The organism is Vogesella sp. EB (genome assembly GCF_001037925.1).
Taxonomy (GTDB): Bacteria; Pseudomonadota; Gammaproteobacteria; order Burkholderiales; family Chromobacteriaceae; genus Vogesella; species Vogesella indigofera.
On record NZ_LFDT01000012.1, the window covers coordinates 54,523 to 77,591 of the forward strand.

Annotated in this window: 17 protein-coding genes; 5 read left to right on the forward strand and 12 right to left on the reverse strand. The window is 65.1% G+C overall.

All coding sequences use genetic code 11. The annotated features are described in order from the left end of the window. Positions 1-85 precede the first annotated feature (85 nt). On the reverse strand, positions 86-1,456 hold the full coding sequence (gene cysS / locus ACG97_RS09105) for a cysteine--tRNA ligase (protein WP_047967045.1): 1,371 nt from the start codon (positions 1,454-1,456) through the stop codon (positions 86-88). Between the two features lie 162 nt (positions 1,457-1,618). Between cysS and ACG97_RS09110 the strand changes: the two genes are divergently transcribed. Next, entirely contained in the window at positions 1,619-3,412 is a 1,794-nt protein-coding gene (locus ACG97_RS09110; protein WP_047967046.1) for an ABC transporter ATP-binding protein/permease, read from the forward strand. Positions 3,413-3,592: 180 nt separating this feature from the next. Here ACG97_RS09110 and ACG97_RS09115 read toward each other — a convergent pair whose 3' ends face one another. After that, entirely contained in the window at positions 3,593-3,937 is a 345-nt protein-coding gene (locus tag ACG97_RS09115; protein ID WP_047967047.1) for a RidA family protein, read from the reverse strand. Positions 3,938-4,040: 103 nt separating this feature from the next. Next, on the reverse strand, positions 4,041-5,222 hold the full coding sequence (locus ACG97_RS09120) for a fatty acid desaturase (protein WP_047967048.1): 1,182 nt from the start codon (positions 5,220-5,222) through the stop codon (positions 4,041-4,043). Positions 5,223-5,380: 158 nt separating this feature from the next. Between ACG97_RS09120 and ACG97_RS09125 the strand changes: the two genes are divergently transcribed. Next, a complete protein-coding gene (locus ACG97_RS09125; RefSeq protein ID WP_047967049.1) occupies positions 5,381-6,964 on the forward strand; it encodes a YdgA family protein in 1,584 nt (527 codons plus the stop codon). A gap of 308 nt (positions 6,965-7,272) precedes the next feature. Next, a complete protein-coding gene (locus tag ACG97_RS09130; RefSeq protein WP_047967050.1) occupies positions 7,273-8,310 on the forward strand; it encodes an oxidoreductase in 1,038 nt (345 codons plus the stop codon). 76 nt (positions 8,311-8,386) lie between these two features. Here the strand turns inward: ACG97_RS09130 and ACG97_RS09135 are convergent, their stop codons facing one another. Then, the gene (locus ACG97_RS09135; protein WP_202902730.1) at positions 8,387-9,124 is read right to left on the reverse strand and encodes a response regulator transcription factor; all 738 of its coding nucleotides are present in this window, start codon (positions 9,122-9,124) and stop codon (positions 8,387-8,389) included. Continuing rightward, entirely contained in the window at positions 9,106-11,145 is a 2,040-nt protein-coding gene (locus tag ACG97_RS09140; protein WP_047967051.1) for a PAS-domain containing protein, read from the reverse strand. The genes ACG97_RS09135 and ACG97_RS09140 overlap by 19 nt, the downstream gene beginning before the upstream one ends. A gap of 216 nt (positions 11,146-11,361) precedes the next feature. Here ACG97_RS09140 and ACG97_RS09145 point away from each other — a divergent pair, with 216 nt between their 5' ends. Further along, the gene (locus tag ACG97_RS09145; protein ID WP_047967052.1) at positions 11,362-13,008 is read left to right on the forward strand and encodes an acyl-CoA synthetase; all 1,647 of its coding nucleotides are present in this window, start codon (positions 11,362-11,364) and stop codon (positions 13,006-13,008) included. A gap of 200 nt (positions 13,009-13,208) precedes the next feature. Here ACG97_RS09145 and alkB read toward each other — a convergent pair whose 3' ends face one another. After that, positions 13,209-13,856 carry a DNA oxidative demethylase AlkB gene (gene alkB, locus ACG97_RS09150; RefSeq protein ID WP_047967053.1) on the reverse strand — a complete coding sequence of 216 codons (648 nt, stop codon included), beginning with the start codon at positions 13,854-13,856 and terminating at the stop codon, positions 13,209-13,211. Between the two features lie 61 nt (positions 13,857-13,917). Further along, entirely contained in the window at positions 13,918-14,997 is a 1,080-nt protein-coding gene (ada, locus tag ACG97_RS09155; protein WP_047967076.1) for a bifunctional DNA-binding transcriptional regulator/O6-methylguanine-DNA methyltransferase Ada, read from the reverse strand. Between the two features lie 202 nt (positions 14,998-15,199). Here ada and ACG97_RS09160 point away from each other — a divergent pair, with 202 nt between their 5' ends. Continuing rightward, the gene (locus tag ACG97_RS09160) at positions 15,200-15,883 is read left to right on the forward strand and encodes a DNA-3-methyladenine glycosylase (protein ID WP_047967054.1); all 684 of its coding nucleotides are present in this window, start codon (positions 15,200-15,202) and stop codon (positions 15,881-15,883) included. 92 nt (positions 15,884-15,975) lie between these two features. On the opposite strand, the gene pnp is transcribed toward ACG97_RS09160, so the two are convergent. From pnp to infB, 5 genes are all read right to left on the reverse strand, one after another. Beyond that, positions 15,976-18,123, reverse strand: a complete 2,148-nt coding sequence (gene pnp, locus ACG97_RS09165; RefSeq protein WP_047967055.1) for a polyribonucleotide nucleotidyltransferase — start codon at positions 18,121-18,123, stop codon at positions 15,976-15,978. Between the two features lie 164 nt (positions 18,124-18,287). Beyond that, positions 18,288-18,557 (reverse strand): 30S ribosomal protein S15, encoded by a 270-nt coding sequence (rpsO, locus tag ACG97_RS09170; RefSeq protein WP_047967077.1) that lies wholly within the window; start codon positions 18,555-18,557, stop codon positions 18,288-18,290. A gap of 72 nt (positions 18,558-18,629) precedes the next feature. Continuing rightward, positions 18,630-19,556: a tRNA pseudouridine(55) synthase TruB gene (truB, locus tag ACG97_RS09175; protein ID WP_047967056.1), complete on the reverse strand. Its 927-nt coding sequence runs from the start codon at positions 19,554-19,556 to the stop codon at positions 18,630-18,632. After that, positions 19,553-20,020 carry a 30S ribosome-binding factor RbfA gene (gene rbfA / locus ACG97_RS09180; protein ID WP_047967057.1) on the reverse strand — a complete coding sequence of 156 codons (468 nt, stop codon included), beginning with the start codon at positions 20,018-20,020 and terminating at the stop codon, positions 19,553-19,555. Before rbfA ends, truB begins: the two co-directional genes overlap by 4 nt. An 81-nt stretch (positions 20,021-20,101) precedes the next feature. Continuing rightward, the gene (gene infB / locus ACG97_RS09185; protein WP_047967058.1) at positions 20,102-23,038 is read right to left on the reverse strand and encodes a translation initiation factor IF-2; all 2,937 of its coding nucleotides are present in this window, start codon (positions 23,036-23,038) and stop codon (positions 20,102-20,104) included. Positions 23,039-23,069 lie beyond the last annotated feature (31 nt).

Consider the following 23,069-nt stretch of genomic DNA (forward strand, 5'->3'; position numbering starts at 1 on the left):
CTTCATCTAAAACGCAGCATTATCCGCACTTGACAATGGTTTGGCAAGCAAAAGCTGGCCAGCGGCCAGCCCTGCCTGCCCGTGCTCAGGCACGGCGCCAGGTGGTGGTGCCGGCGCTGTCTTCCAGCACGATGCCGGCCGCGGTCAGCTGGTCGCGGATGCGGTCGGACTCGGCCCAGTCCTTGGCGGCGCGTGCGTCCTTGCGCGCCTGGATCAGCGCCTCGATCTGCGCCGCCGACAGGCCGTCGCCGGCTTCGCCCTGCAGGAAGGCTTCCGGATCACGCTGCAACAGGCCCAGCACGCCGGCCAGATCTTTCAGCAGGCGCGCCTGCTGCACGTCGCGGCTCTTGTTGACTTCGCCGGCCAGCTCGAACAGCACGGAAATCGCCTCGGAGGTGCCGAAGTCATCGTCCATCGCCGCCTTGAAACGCGCCGCGTAGGCATTGTTCCAGTCGATGCCGCTCGACGCCGGCAGTTCCAGCCCGCGCAAGGCGGTGTAGAGACGGGTCAGGCCCTGCTTGGCGTCGTTGAGAATGCCGTCGGTGAAGTTGACCGGGCTGCGGTAGTGGCTGCGCACGATGAAGAAGCGGATCACCTCACCGTCGAAATGGCCGAGCACGTCGCGGATGGTGAAGAAGTTGCCCAGGCTCTTGGACATCTTTTCGCCATCGACGTTGATGAAGCCGTTGTGCATCCAGTAGTTCACGTACTGCTGGCCGTGCGCGCCTTCGCTCTGCGCAATTTCGTTCTCGTGGTGCGGGAACTGCAGGTCCTCGCCGCCGCCGTGGATGTCGAAATGTTCGCCCAGGTGGTGGCAGCTCATCGCCGAGCATTCAATATGCCAGCCCGGACGACCGGCGCCCCACGGGCTTTGCCACTGCGGCTCGCCCGGCTTGGCCGCTTTCCACAGCACGAAGTCGTGCGCGTCGCGCTTGTTGGGATCGACCTCGACACGCTCGCCGGCGCGCAGGTTGTCCAGCGTCTTGCCGGACAGCTTGCCGTAGCCGTCGAACTCGCGCACCGCGTAGTAGACGTCGCCGTTGGCCGCCGGGTAGGCCTTGCCGCGGCTGATCAGCTTGCTGATGATGTCCTGCATGCCGCCGATGTGCTGGGTGGCGCGCGGCTCGAAGGTTGGCCGCAACAGGCCCAGCGCCCCGGTGTCGGCGTGCATGTCGGCGATGGTTTCTTCCACCAGCGCCTCGGCGCTGATGCCGCGCTCGGCGGCGCGCTTGATGATCTTGTCGTCGATGTCGGTGATGTTGCGCACATAGGTGACGTCATAACCGGAGGCGGCAAACCAGCGGTAGATCACGTCGAAGGCGGTCAGCATGCGCGCGTGGCCAATGTGGCACAGGTCGTAGACAGTCATGCCACACACATACATCTTTACCTTGCCGGGTTCGATCGGGTTGAATGCTTCTTTTTGGCGGGTCAGTGTGTTGTAAAGATTAAGCATGACTGGATGAGCCTGTGCAGTTGGTTATTGGTGAACCGCTATTGTAGCAAAGCTGTCAATCCCCCCGCAGCGGAGTTTGCCGCTGCCCCGCCCGCGCAAAAAACGCTATGCTGGCGGCCATATCGAACCGGGTTTTGCATTACTGCGCCATAAGGAGAACCGATGAACTGGAGTCAGGAACTGCTGCAAAGCGCCATCTGGCTGGGCAAGGCCACCGCCATCACGCTGCTGGTATCACTGTTGCTGGGGGTCGCGCTGGCGCGCACTACCATGTGGGGACGCCAGTTCTGGCGGCTGGCGGCACCGTTTTTCACACCGCGCATCAGCGGCTGGAAACCGCTGCTGAGCCTGGGTGCCATCCTGCTGATCACGCTGGCCGGGGTGCGCGTCAACGTGCTGTTCTCGCGCTGGTACAACGATATGTACAGCGCGCTGCAACAGCTGAACGTGAAGCTGTTCTGGGCCTCGATGCTGATTTTCGGGGTGCTGGCGGCGGTACACGTTGGCCGCTCGCTGCTGGAGTACTACCTGCGCCAGGTGTTTGCCATTCACTGGCGGGAGTCGCTCAACGAGTACTTCCTCGGCAAGTGGCTGGACAAGCAGGGCTACTACCGCAGCCAGCACCTGGCCAAGCCGGCGGATAACCCGGACCAGCGTATCCAGCAGGACATCAGCAGCTTTGTCGGTTCCTCGCTGTCGCTGGCGATGGGGGTGATCGACGCGCTGGTGTCCACCTTCGAGTTCACCCTGATCCTGTGGGGGCTGTCCGGCGTGTTCGCGCTGTTCGGCGTCGAGATCCCGCGCGGGCTGGTGTTCATGGTCTACATCTACGTGATCGTCGCCACCGTGCTGGCGTTCCGCATCGGCAAGCCGCTGATCCGGCTCAACTTCCTCAACGAGAAATTCGGCGCCGACTACCGTTACGCGCTGGTGCGGCTGCGCGAGTACGGCGAGAACATCGCCTTTTACCGCGGCGAGAAGGTCGAGGGCACCACCCTGCGCCTGCGCTTCCGCCAGGTGATCGGCAACGCCTGGGACATCGTGCACCGGACGCTGAAGCTGTCCGGCTTCAACCTGATCGTCAGCCAGACCGGGGTGATCTTCCCGTTCATCCTGCAGGCGCCGCGCTTCTTCTCCAAGCAGATCACGCTCGGCGACATGGTGCAGACCTCGCAGGCCTTCGGCCAGCTGCAAAGCAACCTGTCCTTCTTCCGCAGCGCCTACGACGAGTTCGCCGGTTTCAAGGCGGTGCTGGATCGTCTGACCGGCTTCATCGACGCCATCCACAGCGCCGACCAGCTGCCGACCCCGGAGCTGACGCCGCAGAGCGAAGGCCTCAGCGTGCGACAGCTGTCGCTGCGCACCCCCGACGGCCAGACGCTGCTGTCCCAGCTCAGCTTCAGCCTCAGCGCCGGCCAGGCGCTGCTGATCCGCGGCCCGTCCGGCAGCGGCAAGACCACGCTGCTGCGCGCCATCGCCGGGCTGTGGCCGCACTGCGACGGCCACATCCAGCGCCCGCCGCAGAGCGAGGTGCTGTTCCTGTCGCAGCGCCCCTACCTGCCGCTGGGCAGCCTGCGCGCGGCGCTGCACTACCCGCACCCGGCCTCGGCCAACAACGAGCGCGCGGCGGAAGTGCTGCGTTCGGTGCAGCTGGGCCACCTGATCGACAAGCTGGACGAAGAGGCCGACTGGGGCCGCATCCTGTCGCTGGGCGAGCAGCAGCGGTTGGGTTTCGGCCGGCTGCTGCTGGCGGCGCCGAAGGTGATCTTCCTCGACGAGGCCACCTCGGCGATGGACGAAGGCCTGGAAGAGGCACTATACCGCCTGCTGCGCAGCCGCCTGCCGCACGCCACGCTGGTCAGCGTCGGCCACCGCAGCACGCTGCTGATCCACCACCAGTTCGCGCTGACGCTGCGCAGCGGCGGCGAGTGGAAGCTGGAGTCGCTCAGCGAATAAGCCCACCACCAAGGTTGGCCGCAATGCGTTGCGGCCAACCTTGCCCCCACTCAAGCCCTGCATCCTTGCGCGCGGATACGGAAAAAGGCCGGCCATATGGCATGTAAAAGGCCGCCAGCCCCGGTGAGGGTGCTGGCGGCCTTTTTTGCGTAGCGACCAAACGGCCGGCACACGTCAAGCTTAACGGCTGGCGACGATGCGGATCTCGATCTTCCAGTCCGGATGGGCCAGTTTCGCCTGTACCGTGCAGCGCACCGGGGCATTGCCCTCCGCCACCCAGGCGTCCCACGCCTCGTTCATGGCATCGAAATCGGCGAGGTCGGTCAGGAAAATGGTGGCTTCCACGATCTTGCTCTTGTCGCTGTCCAGCTCGGCCAGCACGGTGTCGATCAGGCCCAGGGTCTCGGCGGTCTGCGCGCGGGCATCACCCTCGCCGCTTTCCGGTACCTGTACGGTGTAGATCAGGCCGTTGACGACCACGGCTTCCGACATGCGCTTGCCTGGTTTGTGGCGATACAGACTCATTGCGACTCCCGAATAAATGGATGATGGGCACGGGTGCCGACCAGCGGCACCAAACAAAACGCCGGAGACTCGCTCCGGCGCTGGATTCAGACAACAGCGGTGGTCAGGCCACCGAGGCGCGACGCAGGCTCAGCGAGAAACGCTGCAGCGATTCGATACCGCTGGCTTCGGCGCGGGCGCACCAGTCCTGCAGTTCCTTCAGCAGCTCGTCACGGGTCAGCGACGAACGCTCCCACAGGCGCGACAGTTCCTGGCGCATCGAGTACACGGTGTGCAGCACCTGGCTCTTTTCCAGTACCACCGCCAGCTGTTCGCGTTCTTGCGCCGGGGTGTCCTTGGCGTCCTGCTTCAGCCAGACCTTCATCTTGCGCACCAGCTGCGGCGCCTTCAGCTCCGGCAGGTGCAGCTTTTCCACCTCGACGCGGTAAACGTCCTTCAGCTCGCGGGCATAGCGCGCCGCCACCGCGTAGCGGTTGGCGATGATCGCCTGCAGGTGTTCCAGATCCAGCTGCTGGGTACGCTGCTCTTCCACCAGCCGCGGCGCCACCTTGCGCACCTTCGCGAGGCCGCCGATTTCCAGCATGCGGATGTACATCCAGCCGATGTCGAACTCGAACCACTTGTACGACAGCTTGGCCGAGGTACCGAAGGTGTGGTGATTGTTGTGCAGCTCTTCGCCACCGATCAGGATGCCCCACGGCAGCACGTTGGTGGAGGCGTCTTCGTTCTCGAAGTTGCGATAGCCCCAGAAGTGGCCGATACCGTTGATCACGCCGGCGGCGAAGAACGGAATCCACGCCATCTGTACCGCCCAGATCGACAGGCCGGCGGCGCCGAACAGCAGCACGTCGATGGCCAGCATCAGCAGGATGCCCTTGCCGGTGTGCTTGGTGTACAGATTGTGTTCCAGCCAGTCGTCAGGCGTGCCGTGGCCGAATTTTTCCATGATGCTGCGGTCCTTGCAGGCGGCGCGGTACAGTTCGGCGCCTTCCCACATGACTTTCTTGATGCCCAGCACTTGCGGGCTGTGCGGATCTTCCGCCGTTTCGCAGCGCGCATGGTGCTTGCGGTGAATCGCCGCCCATTCCTTGGTGACCTGGCCGGTCGTCAGCCACAGCCAGAAACGGAAAAAGTGGCTCGGAATCGGGTGCAGATCCAGTGCGCGGTGCGCTTGATGACGATGCAGGAAGATGGTCACCGACGCGATGGTGATGTGGGTCAGGACCAATGCCACCACGATATAACCCCACCAGGGCAGGTCGATCAGACCGTTAAGCCATTCCATTCGTAGTCAAACCTCTTGGTTTTAATAGAGATAACGCGGCATTTTACACAATTCGCCGGCGTAAACGGCAAAAGAATCGACAGTCGCCAGCGTACCGATTCGTCACACCGGCGCGGCTATTGTAAGATACGCAGTCATTTCGTCACTCAGGCCGGATCGTGAACGTCAACAAGCACGCTATCAAACTCACCGCCGCCGCTGTCGCCGGCACTTTTGCTTTCTATGGCGCTTTTTCCTACTGGGCCGGCATCAAGGCCGAGGAGACGCTGGCAGAGCAACACCAGATGATTGCGGCGATGTCGGTGTTCAAGGTCAAGTCGCACCAGTACCAGCGCGGCTGGTTCTCGTCGCAGGAAACCACCGAGCTGGAGTTCAACCAGGAACTGCTCGGCCCCTACATCGGCCTGCTGCCGGAAAACGTGCGCCCGCTGTTCCAGGGCACCATCCGTTACCACCATGACGTGGCGCATGGCCCGCTGCCGGGCCTGCTCAGCGGCCACTTCAGCCCCGGACGCGCCCGCGTCGAGACCACCTTCGACATGAGCGAGGGCACGCGCAAGACGCTACAGCGCTTCTTTGGCGACGCCGAGCCGATCACCGTGGTCAACCGCCTTGGCCTTGCCGGCGGTGGCGAACTGAGCGTGGCGGTGCCGCAATTCGACTATGAAGAAACCCTCGCCGGCGTGAAGATGACCTGGCGCGGTTTCGACCTGCGCCTGAACTACGCCGACGGCTACAAGGAATACCAGGCCGAATCGGTATCGCCCGGTTTCGTGCTGGAAGCCGGCCCTAAGGGCCGCTTCAGCTTCGACAACATTCGCTACCTGTCCGACGTGCGCCCCGGCAATACCGGCGTCAAGCTCGGCACCGGCGAGCTGTCGGTGGCCAATGTCAGCCTGAAGTGGAACGAGAGCATTCCGTACAGCATCAAGCTCAACGAGCTGATCCACCTGGTCAGCCGCGTGCGCGTCGGCGAGTTCATCAACCCGAGCGGCGAATTCCGCCCGTCGAATGTCGAACTAAAAAACCTGAAGTACCAGATCGTTACCAGCGAGCAGGAAGAATTCATCAACACCCGCGGCAAGCTGGATTTCGACACCTTCAGCTACAACGACAGCGTGTACGGGCCGCTGAAGCTGGACATCTCCGCCAACCACCTGCACGGCCCGACGCTGGTGAAGCTGGACCAGGCCTTCACCCGCATCCCGTTTGAGGAAAAGGACCCGACGCAGCTGCGCAAGCGCTACATCGAGGCGATCACCAAGCAGGGCCTGCCGCTGCTGATCAACGATCCGAAAATCATGATCAACACCTTCTCGCTGCGCATGCCGACCGGCGAGGCCAAGCTTGACGGCCAGATCGCGCTGCAGGGGCTGCAGGAAAGCGACCTGAAGACGCCGCTGGAATTCATCAAGCGCTTCATCGCGCTGCTCAACATCGAGCTGCCGCGCCAGACGCTGGAAAACATGGTGGTGGCGCAGGCGCGCAACCTGTTCACCGTCGACGCCAGCGCCGAAGAGCAACCGGATCTCGGCGAAATCGACAACCTGGCCAAGAGCCTGCTCGACGCCCAGCTCAGCGAATGGGAAAGCCAGAAGCTGATCTCGCAGCAGAACGGCCAGCTGGCCACCAAGATCGACTTCAAGAACGGCACGCTGCTGGTCAACAGCACCCGTGTTGCCCTGCCGTGGGAGGAAGCCGCCGAGGAAGACGCGCCGCCGGCCGCCTCGGCCGCCCAGTAAGAGCCTGTTCAAAGCCTCGCGAGCTAGAGCGAGACAAGGCGAAAGCGCCTGAGGAAGCGGCGTTTATCCAGATATAAACAAGCTTTCCGAAGGCGTTTTAACGCCGTATCGCCCCATTGAGATCAGTCGCAGCAGACATTGAACGGGCTCTAAGGCCAGTGGCCCCGTATCGTGACACGGGGCCTTTTTCTTGCCCCCGTCCCGTCCCCTCATGCCAGGCCATTAAAGCGCCACCGGCCACGCAATGAATCCAGCCGCCCGCCACGCTTGGACTAGGCTGAAAGCAGAGACCCACCGGAAGACCCACCATGAGCATGCCCCTGAATGTCGCCCTGATCGGCTACGGCTACGCCGGCCGTACCATCCACGCCCCGCTGCTGCACGCCTGCCCGCAGCTGTGCCTGCACACCATCGTCAGCAGCAAGGGCGAACAGCTGCTGCAGGAGCACCCCGGCAGCCGCGTACTCAGTGACGTGGCGCTGGTGCTGGCCGATCCGGACATCGACCTGGTGGTGATCGCCAGCCCCAACGACAGCCACTTCCCGCTGGCCGCGGCGGCACTGGCCGCCGGCAAGCACGTGGTGGTCGACAAGCCGTTCACGCTAACCGCGGCCGAGGCGCAGGAGCTGCAGGTGATGGCCGGAGTGCACCGCTGCCTGTTGTCGGCCTTTCACAACCGGCGCTGGGATGCCGACTTTCTCACCGTGCGCCAGCTGCTGCAGGACGGCACGCTGGGTGACATCGCGCTGTTCGAGTCGCGCTTCGAGCGCTACCGGCCGCAGGTGCAGGCGCGCTGGCGCGAATCCGCCGGCGGCGGCGGCGGGCTATGGTTCGATCTCGGCCCGCACCTGCTGGACCAGACACTGCAGCTGTTCGGCCGGCCGCGCACCATCCACGCCGACTTCGCCGCGCAGCGCTGCGGCGCCGTCGCCACCGACTACTTCCACGTGCAGCTGCACTACGGCCGGCTGCGGGTGCGGCTGTCGGCCAGCAGCCTGATCAGCGGCGGCGTGCCGCGCTTCGCGGTGCACGGCACGCTGGGCAGCTACGTGAAATACGGGCTGGACACCCAGGAAGCGGCGCTGAAACGCGGCGAGGCGCCGGGCTGCGCCGGCTGGGGCGAGGACACGCTGCACGGCCTGCACTACTGGCAGCAGGATGGAGAGGAGCACGGCGACGTAGTGCCCACCCTGAACGGCGACTACCGCCACTACTACACCGCGGTGGCGGCAGCAATCCGCGGCGAAGGCGCCAACCCGGTGCCGGCGGATGACGCGATTGCGGTGATGCAGCTGATCGAGCTGGGGCTGGACAGCGCCCGCAGCGGCTGCGAGCTGCCGGTGTAAAGGCAAATATCAAAACGCTGCGGCCAACCTTGAGCACAAGGTTGGCCGCAGCCTTGTTCCGCAACGCGCGAACGCGCTATTCCCACACCACGCTGCTGACGAACAGGTAGCCGGCGCCGTACACGGTCTTGATCAGGCGCGGATTGTAGGAGTCGTCTTCCAGCTTGCGCCGCAGCCGCGAGATACGCACGTCGATGCTGCGGTCGAACGGCGAGATGTCGTGCTGCCCCAGCAGCTGCTCGCGCGGCAGCACGCGGTTGGGGCGCTCCAGAAAGCGCAGCAGCATCAGCCCTTCGCCGGCGCTGAGCGGGCGCTCGCCGCCGTCCGGCGCGTACAGCGACAGCCGCGCCACGTCGAAACGCCAGCCGGAAAAATGCGCCACCCGTTGCCGCGCCGCGTCGCCGATCTCGCCCGGCGCCTCGCAGCGGCGCAGGATGCTGCGCACCCGCGCCACCAGCTCGCGCGGCTCGAACGGTTTCATGATGTAGTCGTCGGCGCCGCTTTCCAGCCCCATCACCCGGTCGCCGACATGGCCGCGCCCGGTGAGGATGATCACGCCGCAGCGATGGCGCTCGCGGATCTGCCGCACCAGCGCCATGCCGTCCATGTCCGGCAGGCCGAGATCGACGATGCACAAATCCGGCGCCTGCTGCCGCAGCCGTTGCAGGAAGGCGTGGCCGGCGCGGAAGGTTTCGTGACGGAACTGGTACTCCGCCAGCACGCCGCTGATCAGCCGCGCCACGGCCAGATCGTCTTCCACCACGTAGATCAGTTTGTCGGCCGGTGCCGCCGGCGTCAGTTCATTGGGGGACACAGCATCACCTCGTCGAGCATCCGGGCCAGCTGGGCCTCGGTAAAGGGTTTGGCCAGCAGCGGAATGTCACGGGTGCTGTCGTCCTCCGCTTCCGGCGGCGCGGCGTAGCCGCTCATCAGCAGGATGCGGATCGCCGGCCGTTGCTGCCGCGCCAGCGCCGCCAGGCGGCGGCCGCCGAGCCGGCCCGGCATCACGATATCACTCAGCAGCAAGCCGATATCGGCGATGCTGGCCAGCAGCGTCGCCGCCTCATCGCCGTTTTCCGCCTCCACCACCGGGTAGCCGAGCGCGCTCAGCTGCCGCTGCACCACGCGCCGCACTTCCGGATCGTCCTCCACCAGCAGCACCAGCGGCCGTTCGCGACCACCGGCCTTGCCGCTGAAATCGAGCAGGCCGTGCGGCTGCGCCGTCGGCGTGGTGCGCGGCAGGCGCAGGCTGAACACGCTGCCGCGCCCCAGCTGACTGCTGACGCTGACCTGGCCGCCGGACTGACGCGCAAAGCCGTACACCATCGCGAGCCCGAGGCCGCTGCCGCTGCCGAACTGCTTGGTGGTGAAGAACGGCTCGAACACGCGCAGCTGCAGCGCCGGCGCCATGCCGCAGCCATTGTCCGTCACGTCGATGCGGATATAGTCGCCGGCGGCCAGCTGCCACTCGGCGGCGGCACGCGCATCCAGCGTCTCGACGTTGGCCGCAATCTGCAGCCTGCCGCCGTCCGGCATCGCGTCGCGCGCGTTCAGCACCAGGTTGAGGATGGCGCTTTCCAGCTGGTTGGCGTCGGCCATCACGTAGTCGAGCTCCGCCGCCAGCTGGCACTCCAGCACGATGTTTTCCGGCAGCGAGCGCTGCAGCAGCTGCATCATGCCGCGGATCAGCTCGCCGATGCGTACCGGCTGTGCCAGCAGCGGCTGCTGGCGGGCAAAACCCAGCAGCCGCCGCACCAGCTCCACGCCGCGCCCGGCGGCGTGCAGCGCCGGGTCGAGATAGTCCAGCAGCGCCGGCTGCTGCTGCAGGTGGCGGCGCAATTCGCCGAGGTTGCCCAGCACCACGGTCAGCATGTTGTTGAAGTCGTGCGCCATGCCGCCGGACAGCTGGCCGATGGCCTCCATCTTCTGCGCCTGCACCAGCGCCGCCTGGGTCTGTTTCTGCTCGGTGATGTCGAAGGACAGCACGAAGCAGCCCAGCACCTCGCCGTCGGCGGCGATCTCCGGCACCAGCGTGCTGCGCGCGAAGATGGTGCTGCCGTCGTCCTTTTCCATCGAGTATTCGTAGCTGAGCTGCTTGCCGGTCAGCGCCTCTTCGACGTAGCGCTGCACCGCGGCGTAGAACTTGCTGCCCAGCGCCTGCGAGATGTGGCGCCCGCTCATCTGGCTGCTGTCGCGGCCGAACCAGTCGGCGTAGCCCTTGTTGGCGTAGCGGTAGATCTGGTCGTGGTCGAAATAGGCGATCAGCGCCGGGATGGTGTCGGTGATCAGCCGCAGCCGCTGTTCACTGCGCTGCAAGTCGGCGCCGAGTTGCACGTTGGCCGCCTGCGCGGCACGCAACTGGTGCCGCGCCTGCTCCAGCTCGGCGGTGCGCTGCCCGACGTGACCTTCCAAATCCTGCTTTTGCTGCTGCAGCAGCCGCGCGTAGGCCTGCTGTTCGGTCTGGTCGGTGTACAGCGCGATGAATCCGCCCTGCGGCAACGGCTCGCCGCGCACGCGCAGCACCGAGCCATCCGGACGCAGGCGCTCAAGGTCATGGCGCTCGAAGCGCTGCGCGCGCACCACCCGCTCCGCCACCTGCAACTCCGCATCGCCGGGGCCGTATTCGCCGCGGCAGGCGTTATAACGGATATAGGCTTCGAACGGCGTGCCCACCGCCGCCAGCTGCGGCGGGAAATCCAGCAGCGTCAGGAAGCGCTGGTTGCAGGCCACCAGCTTCAGCTCGGCATCGAACACGGTGACGCCCTGGTCCAGCAGGTCCAGCCCGGACAGCAGCATGGCGCCGGGCGCGGCCTCTGGCGGCGGGTGTTGCATCATCACGACGCTCCTTGGCCAGAAAACACTGGCATAGCGAGTAAAAACCCCATTTTAGAGCAGCGTCACCACAAAATGCCGCGGTGGCAACGATTCGTTACATTTGACACAAAGTTGCGCAAGGTTTTGCCGCAACCATCGACCGGATAACAGTCGGCGCCGCCCTGCCCCGAGCCGGGCCGGACGGCACGACACAAAGCAGCACCACAGGAGAGCCGGATGTCACAAGCACGCAAGCCCTACCAGACCGGTCTTTGCAAGACCGCCGCCAATTTCACCGCGCTGTCGCCGCTGGGTTTCATCGAGCGCGCCGCCAGCGTCTACCCCGAACACATCGCCGTGATCCACGGCAGCCTGCAGCGCAACTGGCGCGACACCTACACCCGGAGCCGGCGCCTGGCCTCGGCGCTGCAACGCCACGGCGTCACCGCCGGCGACACCGTGGCGGTGATGCTGCCCAATATCCCGGCGATGGTGGAGTGCCACTTCGGCGTGCCGATGTCCGGCGCGGTGCTGAACACCCTCAACACCCGGCTGGACCCGGAGGCGATCGCCTTCATGCTGCAGCACGGCGAGGCGCGGGTGCTGATCACCGACCGCGAGTTCGCCTTCACCATCGCGCCGGCACTGGCGCTACTGGAGACGCCGCCGCTGGTGATTGATGTCGACGACGCGGAATACGACGGCCCCGGCGAGCGCCTGGGGCAGATGGAATACGAGGACTTCCTCGCCGGCGGCGACCCGGAGTTTGCCTGGCCGCTGCCGGCCGACGAGTGGGACGCCATCGCGCTGAACTACACCTCCGGCACCACCGGCAACCCGAAGGGCGTGGTCTACCACCATCGCGGCGCCTACCTCAATGCCATCAGCAACATCGTCGACTGGGGCATGCCGCACCACGCCATCTACCTGTGGACGCTGCCGATGTTCCACTGTAACGGCTGGTGCTTCCCGTGGACGGTTGCGGCCAACGTCGGCACCAACGTCTGCCTGCGCCGCGTCGACCCGCGCCTGATTTTCGAGCTGATCAAGCAGCACAAGGTCAGCCACTACTGCGGCGCGCCCATCGTGCACACCATGCTGATCAACGCGCCGGCGGAGTGCAAGCAGGGCATAACCCATCCGGTCAACTGCCTGGTGGCCGGTGCCGCACCGCCGTCGGCGGTGATCGAGGGCATGGAGAAGCTCGGCTTCAACATCACCCACGTCTACGGCCTCACCGAGACCTACGGCCCGGCCGCGGTCTGCGCCAAGCAGCCGGCGTGGCAGGCGCTGGACCTGTCCCGCCGCACCGAACGCAACGGCCGCCAGGGCGTGCGCTACACCATGCAGCACGGCATGACGGTGCTGGATCCGGAGACGATGCAGGAAGTGCCGCACGACGGGGAGACCATGGGCGAGATCATGTTCCGTGGCAACCTGGTGATGAAGGGCTACCTGAAGAACGAGGCCGCCACCGCCGAGGCGCTGGCCGGCGACTGGTTCCACACCGGCGACCTGGCGGTGATCCAGCCCGACGGCTACGTCAAGATCAAGGACCGCTCCAAGGACGTGATCATCTCCGGCGGCGAGAACATCTCGTCACTGGAAGTGGAAGACGTGCTGTGCCGCTTCCCGGACGTGATCGCGGCGGCGGTGGTGGCATTGCCGGACCCGAAATGGGGCGAGGTGCCGTGCGCCTTCATCGAGCTGCGCGAAGGCGTCAGCGGCGACGAGGCGGCGGTGATCGAACACTGCCGCGCCCACCTCGCCCGCTTCAAGGTGCCCAAGCGCATCATCTTCGGCCCGATCGCGCGCACCTCGACCGGCAAGATCCAGAAATTCCTGCTGCGGCAGCAGACGCGCGCCAGCTCGGCCATCGAGTAAGGCACAAGGTTGGCCGCAAGCTGCGGCCAACCTTGTCGCGGTACCCTGTGCCACCCGGCCGTGGCGGCCACGCCGGTCAGGCAATAAAAACCAACGCCGCGCCCCACCCTGTGGGGCGCGGCGTTATTGCATGAGCGGATGCCGGGCGGTGTTGGCGGCGCCAGCCGCGCGACCGGGCACGGCCGGGTCAAGGCCCGCCGCTAGCGCGCCTTGCGAAAGGTGAGATTGATGCGCTGCGCCCCCAGCAGCGGATGGCTGCCCGGCTGCAGCGGCAGCACACCGTGGTAACGCAGCCGCGCCGGCCCGCCCCACACCACCACGTCGCCGTGCGCCAGCGGCACCCGTTGTGCGCGCTCGCTGCGCTGCAGGCCGCCAAACAGGAACACCACCGGCAGCCCCAGCGACACCGACACGATGGGCTGGCTGAAGTCGCGCTCGTCGCGATCCTGGTGCAGCGCCATGCGCGCGCCCGGCTGGTAGCAGTTGATCAGGCAGGCATCCGGCGCAAAGCCGGGAAAACCGGCCGCCGCCGCCGCGCTGGCGGCCAGGCGCAACCAGTCCGCCGGCAGCGGCGGCCACGGCAGGCCGCTGGCCGGATCCTGTACCGCGTAGCGGTAGCCGCGGCGATCGCTGACCCAGCCGTAGTCACCACAGCTACTCATCGCCACCGACATCGACTGGCCGCCGGGGGTGAGCATGTGGCGCAACGGCGCCTGCGCCAGCAGCGGCGGCAAGGCCTGCAGCAGCGCCGCCGCGTACGGCAGTGCAAAGCCGCGCAGCACCAGCGCGCCGTCCCCGAGCCCCTCCTGCCAGTCCGGTGCCTGGTCGGCAAACAGGTCGGCCGTCATCGCCCGCGCCCTGGTTTGTCCGCGGCGACCGTGACCGCCGCCGCGCCGCGGCTGACCGCGCTCACGACTTGGCCTCGCGCGCCAGCAGCGCCTGCTTGCGCGCCACGCCCCAGCGGTAGCCGGACAGGCTGCCGTCGGTGCGCACCACGCGGTGGCAGGGAATCGCCACCGCCAGCACGTTGGCCGCACAGGCACCGGCCACCGCGCGCACCGCCTGCGGCGCGCCGATGCGCCGGGCGATATCACGATAGCTGGCGGTCTCGCCGGGCGGAATCTCGCGCAGCGCCTGCCACACCCGCTGCTGGAAGGCGGTGCCGCGCACGTCCAGCGGCAAATCCAGCCCCAGCGCCGGCGCCTCGACAAAGCCGACCACCGTCGCCACCAGCTGCTCGAAGTCGGCGTCACCACCGATCAGCTCGGCGCGCGGGAAGCGGTCCTGCAGCTCGTGCAGCAGCGCCTCGGCATCATCCCCCAGCGAAATGGCGCACACGCCGCGCTCGCTCTGCGCCACCAGGATCGCGCCCAGCGTGCACTGGCCGATGGCGAAGCGGATCACCGTGCGCTCACCACCGGCGCGGTAGTCGCCCGGCGTCATGCCCAGCACCGCGTCGGCCTGCGCGTAGAAGCGGCTATTGGCGTTGAAACCGGCGTCGAAGATCGCCGCCGTCACCGTGTCGTGCTGCTGCAGCCCGTTGCGCACCCGCTCGGCGCGGCGCGCGGCGGCGTAGGCCTTCGGCGTCAGCCCGGTATGCTGCTTGAACAGGCGGTGGAAGTGGTAGCGGCTGAGGCCGACCGCTGCGGCCAACGTTGCCAGGTCCGGCAGCGTGTCCGCGCTGTCGATCAGGCGGCAGGCGGCGGTCACCTTCTGCGCGTGCTGCTGCGCCAGCGGCGGCTGGTCCGGCTTGCAGCGTTGGCAGGGGCGGAAGCCGGCACGTTCGGCATCGGCGCAACTGGCGTGAAAACGCACATTCTCCGGCCGCGCCTGCCGCGCCGCACACGACGGCCGGCAGTAGATGCCGGTACTCTGCACCGAGTAATAGAAGCGGCCGTCGGCGCGTGCATCGCGTGCCAGCACCGCCGCCCAGCGCGGGTCGCCCTCCGTTGCCGCCGCCAGGGCGCGCCGTTTTGCTGTCGCGGTCATGGTCATGTCCTTTGTACTCGTCAGCTACCGTATGAGCCTACTGTAGCCAACGCGGCGGCGCCCGGCATCCCGCCGCTTGCTGCCGAATTCGCCTATTTTGCGACAGTGGCCGCCATTGCAACAGGCCGGCGCAAGAAACAGGATGCGGCCGGCACGGCGCAGGGTTAGCGTGCCCTGTCTGCCATCCGCCGCCCTGCCGCCCATGACCACCCTGCCGCATGATTCCTACCACGCCGCCAGCCGGCATCTGGCCGCCATCGACGCTGACTGGGCGCAGCTGGTGGCCGAGGTCGGCCACTGCCGGCTGCAGCCCAAGCCGGCGCGCGAGCCGTACGAGGCGCTGGTGCGCGCCGTCGCCTACCAGCAACTGCACGTGCGCGCCGGCGATGCCATGCTGGCGCGGCTGCTGGCCTGCCAGCCGCAGCCAGCGTTCCCGACACCGGCACAACTGCTGGCGCTGGACACCGGGCAATTGCGCGGCTGCGGCTTTTCCGGGCGCAAGGTCGCCACCATCCACGCCATCGCCGCCGCCACGCTGGACGGCCGCGTGCCGTCGCGGCGGGAGGCGGCGCAGCTATCCGACGACGTGCTGATCGAGCGGCTGGTGACGCTGCCGGGCATCGGCCGCTGGACGGTGGAAATGCTGCTGCTCTACACCCTGGCACGGCCGGACATCCTGCCCGTCGATGATTTCGGTGTGCGCGAGGGCTACCGCTTCCTGAAAGCGCTGCCGGCGCTGCCTAGCCGGCGCGAGCTGCTGGCCGCCACCGCCGCCTGCAGCCCCTACCGCAGCATCGCAACCTGGTATCTGTGGCAGGTGCCGAGCCTCGCCGACTACCAGCCGCGGCTGGGCAAGCGCCGCTCGGCGGCGACCGGCACCAGCTGACACCTCAGCCAACCGTAAAGGTTGGCCGCAAATAAAAAACCGCCTGCCCGGCAAGCCGGACAGGCGGTTGATACTGGCGTCAGGGTACGGGCTTAGGCGCCGGTTTTCAGGCCGAAGGCAGCGTCACCGCTGGCCGGAGCGGCAGCCGGATTGTCCAGCAGCGCCTTGATCGACAGACGCACGCGACCGCGGTCGTCCATCTCGATCGCTTTCACTTTCACGATCTGGCCTTCCTGCAGGTAGTCGGCCACGTTCTTGATGCGCTCGTGGGCGATCTGCGAAATGTGTACCAGACCATCCTTGCCCGGCATGATCGAGACGATGGCGCCGACGTTGTTGTCGAGGATCTTCACGACCGGACCTTCGTAGACCTTGCCCACTTCCACTTCGGCAGTGATCTCTTCGATGCGCTTCTTGGCCGCTTCCGCGCTCTCGGTCGAAACCGAAGCGATGGTGATGGTGCCGTCTTCGCCGATATTGATCTCGCAACCGGTGTCCTTGGTGATGGCGCGGATGGTTTCGCCGCCCTTGCCGATCACTTCACGGATTTTCTCCGGGTTGATCTTCATCACGTACAGGCGTGGTGCGTGGGTCGACAGCTCTTGCGGGCCTTCGATCGCCTCTTTCATGTGACCGAGGATGTGGATACGGCCTTCCTTGGCCTGCTCCAGCGCGATCTGCATGATGTCCTTGGTGATACCCTGGATCTTGATGTCCATCTGCAGCGCGGTGATACCGGCAGCGGTACCGGCAACCTTGAAGTCCATGTCGCCGAGGTGGTCTTCGTCACCCAGGATGTCGGTCAGCACCGCGAAGCGGTTGCCTTCCAGGATCAGACCCATGGCGATACCGGCCACGTGCGCCTTCAGCGGCACACCGGCGGACAGCAGCGACAGGCAGCCACCGCATACCGATGCCATCGACGAGGAGCCGTTGGATTCGGTGATTTCCGACACGATACGCATGGTGTAGCCGAAGTCGGCTTCCGATGGCAGCACCTGTGCCAGCGCGCGCTTGGCCAGACGGCCGTGACCGATTTCACGACGCTTCGGCGGACCCATGCGGCCGGCTTCACCGGTGGAGTACGGCGGGAAGTTGTAGTGCAACATGAAGCGGTCGGTGTATTCACCGGCCAGCGCGTCGATGATCTGCTCGTCACGCTTGGTGCCCAGCGTGGTGGTCACGATGGCCTGGGTTTCGCCACGGGTGAACAGCGCGGAGCCGTGTACGCGCGGCAGCACGCCGGTGCGGATGGCGATCGGACGCACGGTGCGCGTGTCGCGACCGTCGATACGCGGTTCGCCGGCCAGGATCTGGCCACGCACGATTTCGGCTTCCAGCGACTTGAAGATGCCCTTGATCTCGTTGGCCAGCAGGGTGTCGGTGTCTTCGTTGATCAGTGCGCTCTTCACGGCGTTCCAGGCGGCGCCCAGTGCTTCGGAACGGGCGCCCTTCTGGCGGATGCGGAAGGCGTTGGCGATCATTTCGCCGGAGATGTCACGGATCTTGCCGATCAGCTCGTCGTTCTGGGCCGGTGCGGTCCAGTCCCACATCACCGGGTTCACTTCGTCAGCGAATTCGTTGATGGCGTTGATCGCCGCTTGCAGCTGCTCGTGGCCGAATACCACGCCGCCGAGCATGATCGCTTCGGACAGTTCCTTGGCTTCGGATTCCACCATCAGTACCGCGCGCTGGGTACCGGCAACGACCAGATCCATTTCCGAAGTCAGCAGCTCGGTGCTGGTCGGGTTGAGGATGTATTCGCCGTTGGCGTAGCCGACGCGGGCGGCGCCGATCGGGCCGTTGAACGGCAGGCCGGAGATTGCCAGAGCGGCGGAAGCACCGATCATCGCCGGGATGTCGGAATCCACTTCCGGGTTCAGCGACATCACGGTGGCCACGATCTGCACGTCGTGGTAGAAGCCTTCCGGGAACAGCGGACGGATCGGACGGTCGATCAGGCGGCAGGTCAGGATTTCTTTTTCCGACTGCTTGCCTTCACGCTTGAAGAAGCCGCCCGGGATCTTGCCGGCAGCGTAGGTACGCTCCAGGTAGTCCACGGTCAGCGGGAAGAAGTCCTGGCCCGGCTTGACGTTCTTGGAGCCGACAACCGATACCAGCACCACGGTATCTTCAACAGTAACGACAACGGCACCGGATGCCTGACGGGCAACTTCGCCGGTTTCCAGGGTCACGGTGTGGCGACCGTACTGGAACGATTTGGTAACTTTATTAAACACGTGAGGTTTCCTTTGATTTAAGGAATAGAACTTGCAACGGGAACCCCTAGCAATCAACACCGTAACCGATACCGATTCCTAGAGGCTCCCCCCGTTGACTCAATAAGATACTGCAGAAACGAAAAAGTCGCAGACAGGCTGCGACTTTTTCGAATTTAAACCGATTACTTACGCAGACCCAGACGAGCGATCAGAGCGCGGTAGCCAGCGACGTCAGTGCGCTTGAGGTAGTCAAGCAGACGACGACGGGAGCTAACCAGTTTCAGCAGGCCGCGACGGCTGTGATGATCCTTGGTGTTCGCTTTGAAGTGCGGGGTCAGATCGTTGATACGAGCGGTCAGCAGCGCTACCTGAACTTCGGTAGAACCGGTGTCGCCTTCCTGGCGCTGGTAGTCTTTAACGATCTGTGCTTTTTGAGCGGCGGTCATTGCCATAATAATAAACTCCGATATCGGTTTAGGGTGTTGCCACCCGACAAGTGTAGCGAGCCGAAACCCATCCACACTTCACAAGGCGGTTGCCGGAGCAACCATTACCCGTACCGGTTGAAGCAAGCCATCTTCGCTTGCATCCGCCAGTCCGAGAAACTCCCGTGTCTGCGCTTGGTAAACACGAAAGCGCTGCATTGTCGCACAGTTTTGGGCACCGCGCACAGCCTGACCGTGACAAAAACGGCGTGCGTCTTCTGCGGCCAACGTTTGTTCGGGGAAATGCGACACCAGGATATCGACCGGTAGCAGCAAGCCGTCGCGCGCCTCGCGCGGCAGTGCCTCGATGGCTTCCAACGTATGCGCGTCTTCCAGGCGGAAACCGCCGGTGGTGGTACGGCGCAGGCCGGTGAGGTGCGCGCCGCAACCGAGCCGCTCGCCCACATCCTGTGCCAGGGTACGGATATAGGTGCCCTTGCTGCACAGCACCTCGATCACCGCGGTATCGACACCGTCAAACGACAGCAGCTCGATGCGATGAATGCTGACCTCGCGCCCGGCACGCTCGATCTCGATGCCTTCGCGCGCATACTCGTACAGCGGCCGCCCCTGGAATTTCAGCGCCGAATACATCGGCGGCACCTGGGTAATCACGCCGCGGAATGCGGCCAACATTTGCTCCAGCGCCGCGCGGTCAAACGTCACCGGCCGCTCGATGACCACCTCGCCCTCGATGTCACCGGTGGTGGTGACCTGGCCGAACTTGACGGTGGCGCGGTAGCCCTTGTCGGCATCCAGCAGATAGGAAGAAAACTTGGTCGCCTCGCCGAAGCACACCGGCAGCAGGCCGGTCGCCAGCGGATCGAGCACGCCGGTATGCCCGGCCTTGGCGGCGCTGTACAGCCAGCGCGCCTTTTGCAGGGCTCCGTTGGAGCTGACGTCGTAAGGCTTGTCCAGCAGCAGCACGCCGTTGATCGGCAATTTCACCCGACGTGGTGCACTCATGCCTTGTCGCCAGCCTCGTCACCCGCGTCGTCGATCGGCTCGTCGCCTTCGGCTTCGTCCGCCACCGGCTCATCCGCATCGCTGTCCGCGTCCTGGGCCACCGTCACCGCCGTGCCGTTGACCTCATCGATCAGGCGGCTCATGTACACGCCACGCTCGATGGAATCGTCATAGATGAAGTGCAGCTGCGGCGTGGTGAAAATCTGCAACACCTTGCCGATGCCGTTGCGCAGGTAACCGGCGGCACTCTCCAGCGCTTCCTGGGTGATCTCGCGCTTGCCCTCTTCCATCACCGTGTAAAACACCTTGGCGTGGGAGTAGTCGCGGGTCACTTCCACCGCGGTGATGGTGACCCAGCCGACGCGCGGGTCCTTCAGACCCTTGCGGATCAGCTCGGCCAGCTCGCGCTGGATTTGCTCGGCGATGCGATCCGAGCGGGAGAAACCTTTTTTGGCTTTTGCCATGTCTTGTGTCCTGTTCCAGAAAGACAAAGGCGAGCGCTGCCCAGCCAGTGGCCGGGACAACGCTCGCCTGCAGCTTAACACTTACAGAGTACGGGCGACTTCCACGATCTCGAACGCTTCCAGCTGATCGCCTTCCTGGATGTCGTTGAAGTTCTTCAGCATCAGGCCACACTCGTAACCCTGACGCACTTCCTTGACATCATCCTTGAAGCGCTTGAGCGAGTCGAGTTCGCCGGTATGCACCACCACGTTGTGACGGATGAGGCGCACGCTGGCCGAACGCTTGATGATGCCGTCGGTCACCATACAACCGGCGATGTTGCCCACCTTGGACACCGAAATCACCTGACGGATCTCGACGGTACCCAGGATCTGCTCCTTCTTCTCCGGTGCCAGCATGCCGGACATGGCAGCCTTCACGTCGTCTACCACATCGTAAATGATGTTGTAGTAGCGGATCTCGACGCCTTCGCTCTCCGCCAGTTTGCGCGCAGCGGCATCGGCACGGGCGTTGAAGCCGACCACGATGGCCTTGGACGCAATCGCCAGGTTGATGTCGGATTCCGAAATGCCGCCCACGCCGGAGTGCAGGATATTGACTCGCACTTCGTCGGTCGACAGCTTCTGCAGGCTGTGCGCCAGCGCTTCGTAAGAACCCTGCACGTCGGCCTTGATGATCAGCGACATGCTCTGTACTTCGCCTTCCGCCATCTGGGCAAACATGTTTTCCAGCTTGGCGGCCTGCTGCTTGGCCAGACGCACGTCACGGTACTTGCCTGCACGGAACAGCGCAATTTCACGCGCCTTGCGCTCGTCGGTCAGCACCATCGCGTCTTCACCAGCGGACGGCACGTCGGACAGGCCCAGGATTTCCACCGGAATCGATGGACCGGCTTCGTCGATCAGCTTGCCGTTTTCGTCGATCATGGCACGAACACGACCAAAGGCAGTGCCAGCCAGAATCACGTCGCCCTTCTTCAGGGTACCGGACTGAATCAGCAGCGTGGATACCGGGCCGCGGCCCTTGTCCAGACGCGCTTCGACGATGACACCCTTGGCCGGCGCATTGACCGGCGAGGTCAGTTCCAGCACTTCGGCTTGCAGCAGGATGCTTTCCAGCAGCGAGTCGATGCCCTGACCGGTTTTTGCCGACACTTCGACAAACATGGTGTCACCACCCCAGTCTTCCGGCACCACTTCGTGGGCAACCAGTTCCTGACGCAGGCGCTCGACGTTGGCCTCAGGCTTGTCGATCTTGTTCACCGCCACCACGATCGGCACACCGGCCGCTTTGGCATGGTGAATTGCTTCAATGGTCTGCGGCATCACGCCGTCGTCGGCAGCCACCACCAGAATCACGATGTCGGTCGCCTTGGCACCACGGGCACGCATTGCGGTAAACGCTTCGTGACCCGGGGTATCGAGGAAGGTCACCACGCCGCGCGGAGTTTCCACGTGGTAGGCACCGATGTGCTGGGTAATGCCACCGGCTTCGCCGGAAGCAACCTTGGCGCGACGGATGTAGTCGAGCAAGGAGGTCTTACCGTGGTCAACGTGACCCATCACGGTCACCACCGGCGGACGCGGCAGCGCTTCGACGGCTTCGGCCACTTCATCCTTGTCCAGGTACGCTTCCGGATCGTCCGCCTGAGCGGCCTTACCGACGTGGCCCATTTCTTCCACGATGATCAGCGCGGTTTCCTGGTCCAGCACCTGGTTGATGGTCACCATCATGCCCATCTTCATCAGCACCTTGATCACTTCGGCAGCCTTCACCGCCATCTTGTGAGCGAGGTCACCAACGGTGATGGTTTCCGGCACCAGCACTTCGTGCACGATAGGCTCGGTTGGCGCCTGGAAGGCGTGGGCGTTGTTACTGTTCTTGTGCTTGCCACCCTTGCGGCTCTTCCAGTCATTGCTGGCATCGCCACCGCGGGTTTTCAGGCCTTTGCCTTTTTTGCCGTCATTCCAGTCACGACCACCGGCACCACCTTTTTTCGCCGGACCGCGACGGGCATCACCGGCTGGCGCCGGAGCGGCGGCAGGTGCGCCAGGCGCAGCCGGACGCGACGGAGCGGCACCGGGTGCCGGACGGGCACCAGCACCGGCAGGACGGCCTGCACCACCCTGACCCGGACGTTGACCACCGGCACCGGCAGGGCGCTGACCGCCTTGCGGACGGGCACCGTCGGGACGCGGCGCGGCGCCGTCACGGCCACCAGCAGCAGGCTGCATGCGCGGCTGGGTTGGCTTGGCCGAACGTGGCATGTCTTCAGTACGCGCGGCAGGCTTGGCTTCCACCGGTGCCGGCTTGGCGACCGGCGCCGGCGCTGCGGCTTCCAGACGGGCGGCGGTACGGCGGGCTTCACGCTCCTGCTTTTCACGCATCAGCGCTTGCTGACGGGCACGGAATTCGGCCTGACGAGCCTCTTCCGCTGCGCGGGAGGCCAGTTCGGCGTCAGACAGGATCGATGCCGGACGGCTGAGCGTCGGCTGTTTCACTGGCGCTGCCGGAGTTTCCGCAGCGGCAGGCTTGGCCTCCACCTTGGCTTCCGGTGCTTTTTCGGCAGGCTTTTCCGCTTTGGCAGCAACCGGCTTGGCCTCTACCGGCTTCGCCGCTTCCACTTTGGCTGGCTCGGCAACCACGACTGGCTCGGGCTTGGCTTCCACCACCGGTGCGGCAACCGCTACCGGCGCCGCTTCCACTGGCGTAGCAACCGCCTTCGGTGCCTCGTCTTCCGGACGCACGAACACGCGCTTCTTGCGGGTTTCCACCTTCACCGTGCTACCCGTTGCGCTCTGCACTTCGGAAGTCTGTTTGCGGGTCAAGGTCACCTGGTTACCGTCGCGCGCACCGTGCGAGGTTTTCAGGAAGTCCAGCAAACGCTTCTTGTCACCCTCGGTCAGGGTTTCTTCCAAACCGCGCTTGGCGACACCGGCCTTGTTCAACTGCTCAACGAGCCTTTCAGGAGAAAGGCCAAGCTCACTGGCAAACTGCTTAATATTTGTCAAAACCATGCGTATTCCTAATTCCTCTAGCAATCGTTCC

What these genes read in the sequence shown, in the direction of transcription:
- alkB (WP_047967053.1), bottom strand. Translation starts at nt 13,856, where the DNA reads ATGACGGCCGACCTGTTTGCCGACCAGGCACCGGACTGGCAGGAGGGG.
- rbfA (WP_047967057.1), bottom strand. Translation starts at nt 20,020, where the DNA reads ATGGCAAAAGCCAAAAAAGGTTTCTCCCGCTCGGATCGCATCGCCGAG.
- ACG97_RS09130 (WP_047967050.1), top strand. Translation starts at nt 7,273, where the DNA reads ATGAGCATGCCCCTGAATGTCGCCCTGATCGGCTACGGCTACGCCGGC.
- ada (WP_047967076.1), bottom strand. Translation starts at nt 14,997, where the DNA reads ATGACCGCGACAGCAAAACGGCGCGCCCTGGCGGCGGCAACGGAGGGC.
- ACG97_RS09110 (WP_047967046.1), top strand. Translation starts at nt 1,619, where the DNA reads ATGAACTGGAGTCAGGAACTGCTGCAAAGCGCCATCTGGCTGGGCAAG.
- truB (WP_047967056.1), bottom strand. Translation starts at nt 19,556, where the DNA reads ATGAGTGCACCACGTCGGGTGAAATTGCCGATCAACGGCGTGCTGCTG.
- ACG97_RS09120 (WP_047967048.1), bottom strand. Translation starts at nt 5,222, where the DNA reads ATGGAATGGCTTAACGGTCTGATCGACCTGCCCTGGTGGGGTTATATC.
- ACG97_RS09145 (WP_047967052.1), top strand. Translation starts at nt 11,362, where the DNA reads ATGTCACAAGCACGCAAGCCCTACCAGACCGGTCTTTGCAAGACCGCC.
- ACG97_RS09115 (WP_047967047.1), bottom strand. Translation starts at nt 3,937, where the DNA reads ATGAGTCTGTATCGCCACAAACCAGGCAAGCGCATGTCGGAAGCCGTG.
- rpsO (WP_047967077.1), bottom strand. Translation starts at nt 18,557, where the DNA reads ATGGCAATGACCGCCGCTCAAAAAGCACAGATCGTTAAAGACTACCAG.
- infB (WP_047967058.1), bottom strand. Translation starts at nt 23,038, where the DNA reads ATGGTTTTGACAAATATTAAGCAGTTTGCCAGTGAGCTTGGCCTTTCT.
- cysS (WP_047967045.1), bottom strand. Translation starts at nt 1,456, where the DNA reads ATGCTTAATCTTTACAACACACTGACCCGCCAAAAAGAAGCATTCAAC.
- ACG97_RS09140 (WP_047967051.1), bottom strand. Translation starts at nt 11,145, where the DNA reads ATGATGCAACACCCGCCGCCAGAGGCCGCGCCCGGCGCCATGCTGCTG.
- ACG97_RS09160 (WP_047967054.1), top strand. Translation starts at nt 15,200, where the DNA reads ATGACCACCCTGCCGCATGATTCCTACCACGCCGCCAGCCGGCATCTG.